The sequence below is a fragment of the Luteitalea sp. genome (assembly GCA_009377605.1).
Lineage (GTDB): Bacteria > Acidobacteriota > Vicinamibacteria > Vicinamibacterales > Vicinamibacteraceae > WHTT01.
This window is the reverse complement of record WHTT01000194.1, coordinates 1-2,396: the sequence shown is the minus strand read 5'-3', so window position 1 is coordinate 2,396 and position 2,396 is coordinate 1. Positions and strand designations below refer to the sequence as shown.

At 63.4% G+C, this 2,396-nt stretch carries 5 protein-coding genes and 1 pseudogene; 2 read left to right on the top strand and 4 right to left on the bottom strand.

Annotated elements, in window-relative coordinates; genetic code table 11:
• Positions 1-191: hypothetical protein (locus tag GEV06_28395; GenBank protein MPZ21771.1), on the top strand; the 191-nt coding region annotated here is incomplete at its 5' end.
• A gap of 27 nt (positions 192-218) precedes the next feature.
• On the opposite strand, the gene GEV06_28390 is transcribed toward GEV06_28395, so the two are convergent.
• The gene (locus GEV06_28390) at positions 219-1,016 is read right to left on the bottom strand and encodes a hypothetical protein (protein ID MPZ21770.1); all 798 of its coding nucleotides are present in this window, start codon (positions 1,014-1,016) and stop codon (positions 219-221) included.
• Positions 1,013-1,381 (bottom strand): hypothetical protein, encoded by a 369-nt coding sequence (locus GEV06_28385; GenBank protein ID MPZ21769.1) that lies wholly within the window; start codon positions 1,379-1,381, stop codon positions 1,013-1,015. The genes GEV06_28390 and GEV06_28385 overlap by 4 nt, the downstream gene beginning before the upstream one ends.
• Before the next feature lie 40 nt (positions 1,382-1,421).
• Between GEV06_28385 and GEV06_28380 the strand changes: the two are divergent.
• Positions 1,422-1,505, top strand: a pseudogene (locus GEV06_28380) (type II toxin-antitoxin system PemK/MazF family toxin).
• A 69-nt stretch (positions 1,506-1,574) separates the two neighbouring features.
• Here the strand turns inward: GEV06_28380 and GEV06_28375 are convergent.
• Entirely contained in the window at positions 1,575-1,883 is a 309-nt protein-coding gene (locus GEV06_28375) for a hypothetical protein (GenBank protein MPZ21768.1), read from the bottom strand.
• A 9-nt stretch (positions 1,884-1,892) separates the two neighbouring features.
• Positions 1,893-2,396, bottom strand: a 504-nt coding sequence (locus GEV06_28370; protein MPZ21767.1) for a heme-copper oxidase subunit III, incomplete at its 5' end; no start/stop codon positions are given.

Sequence of the window (2,396 nt, the reverse complement as noted above, 5' to 3'; positions counted from 1 at the left end):
CCGAATCGCCGACGACGATCGCGTGGGACGATGCGGCTGCCGCGCGCATGAAGAAGATCCCCGCGTTCGTCCGGGGGATGGTCGTCAGGGCCGTCGAGGAGTCCTGCCGCAGGAACGGCATCAGTCGCGTCACGGTCGAAGAGCTCGAGCGGATCCGCGCTCGGATGCCGACCCCGAAAGTCTTTAGGTAGGTGCGCCCGACCTGAAGGTCGGGCCTACTACTGGAAGATGTCCAGTTCGGCCTCCTCCTGGATCCTTTCGTCTATCCACGTCTGGAAGTCTTCTGCGCTCAGGACAGTGACAAAGCCCCGCATCCGGTAATGGCCCAAACCGCAGAGCTGCGCGCAGGCAATCTCGTACTGGAACTCCGGATTCTCCGTCCGGGTCCGCATCTCCGCGGTCGTGACGTTGGGGACGAACCAGATGGGGATTGTAAGGCCGGGGATGGCGTCCTGCTTCACGCGAAACTCGGGCACGTTGAAGCTGTGGATGACGTCCTTGCTCCTGAGCCTCACGATGATCGGCCTGTTCACGGGCAGATTGAGCTGATTGACAGTCGTGACGTCGTCCTTCGCGGCAGGATCGGAGCGATCGAGTCCCAGGGGGTTCGCCTGGAGGTCGAGCAGCTTGATGTCCGTGCGGCCGAATCTCCCGTCGGGGCCGGCATAGTGGACGTTCCAGGCGAACTGCTCGCCGGTGACCTGAACGACCAGCGATTCGCTCTCCGGGGGCATGCGATCGACCCTCGCGGCCCAGAGCGGGATCGAGAATCCGACCAGGAGAATGGCTTCGACCACGGCCACGCCGATCTCGAGATAGCTCGACGTATGCGACGTGGTTCCCGTGTAGCTCGCCACGGGATGCCGCGATCGCCGGAAACGAACCACGCAGTAGGCGAAGAACCCTCCCCACCCAACGAACAGGATGAGCATGAAGACGTGCGTCCAGCCGATCAGGCTGTCGATCTGCCCGCCGTGAGCCGAGGCGAGCGCCGGGAGGCCGAGCCAGTCAGTCATGATGTTCTCGACGCTCTTTGGAGCTCCGACCACTCGGTGTCGAGCTCGATCTCAGCGATGCGCTTGGCGCGCTTGCGCAGATAGAGGAAGAAGCCCACGAACGCGCCCTGCACCGCGAGCGTAATGGCCAACAGCACCAGGATGCCGAGCTTCGCCCCGTCGATCATCGAGGTCTCCTCCGCCCCGAAGCACGCCGGGCACGCGAAGGCGGTCGAGCTGCCGCAGATCGTCACGGCGGCCGCCGTCGCGACGGCCCGCCTTCGCAGCTGCGCTGCTACGGCGAGGCAGGCCCGTCGGATCCCGAGGCGTACCTCCCACCGGGCGCTTCTTGCCTCGCCGAAGCTCGAAGAGCGGAGGCGGGTCATCGCAGTGTCCTCGTCTTGCGCAGAAACCAGGAGTCGTAGACGACCAGGCCGACCGACACGGCGAAGGCCGCGACGGCCGCGAGCAGGCTTGCGACCCCGTCCTCCCGCGCGTACAGGCCCAGGCACCAGACACCGAACAGCACCGCGAGGAGCGCGGAGAGCAGGATCAGCAGCGCATGGAACCATCTGAGGTTCATTCGTGAATCCAGTAGCCGTTGCTGTGGGTGACGGCGGGAAGAGCCAGCAGCGCGACGAAGAAGACAGCGGTCAGCACGAGGACCGCGTAGATCAGCTTCTTCTCGGAGATCAGGTGCATGAAGTAGCACGCCACCAGCGATCCCTTGACGGTCGCGACGAGCATCGCCACGGCCACGGCAATCGGCAGCGGAAGGTGGACGCGAGAGACCGCCACCGTGATGATTGTCAGGACCATGAGCGCGACGAAGACGGTGATGTAGACCCTGACGTGTCTGTCGATGTCAACTGCGTCGTGGGTCGTCATGGATGCCGCCTACAGAAGATACAGAGTCGGAAAGAGAAAGATCCAGACCAGATCCACGAAATGCCAGAAAAGGCCCGAGTGCTCGACGCGGTTGGTCAACCACTCCGGGTTCGTCTTCCAGAGCTTCGCGCCGGGACCCCAGAAATAGGCGTTCACCACCATCCCACCGAACACGTGGAGCATGTGCAGGCCGGTCAGGGTGAAATAGATGGCGAGGAAGTTGTTGGTGCTGGGATAGAGCCCGTCGTGGAACTTGTGGCTGTATTCGAAGTATTTGACCACGAGGAAGACCAACCCGAGCAGGATCGTCGCCCCCATGTAGATCCGATAAGTACCGAAGCGGCGGCGCATCAGCGACGCCCAGGCCATCACCATGGTGACGGAGGACGCAATCAGGACGATCGTGTTGAACGTGGCGAGCGGGACGTTCAGAATCGTGTCTCCCCTCGGCCAGCTCGGCGCCCCCGTCCGGATCAGGATGTAGCTCGCGAACAGGGCTCCGAACAGCATGAC

Coding starts and splice junctions, on each gene's coding strand:
- GEV06_28375 (MPZ21768.1), bottom strand. CDS start 1,883: ATGACGACCCACGACGCAGTTGACATCGACAGACACGTCAGGGTCTAC.
- GEV06_28390 (MPZ21770.1), bottom strand. CDS start 1,016: ATGACTGACTGGCTCGGCCTCCCGGCGCTCGCCTCGGCTCACGGCGGG.
- GEV06_28385 (MPZ21769.1), bottom strand. CDS start 1,381: ATGACCCGCCTCCGCTCTTCGAGCTTCGGCGAGGCAAGAAGCGCCCGG.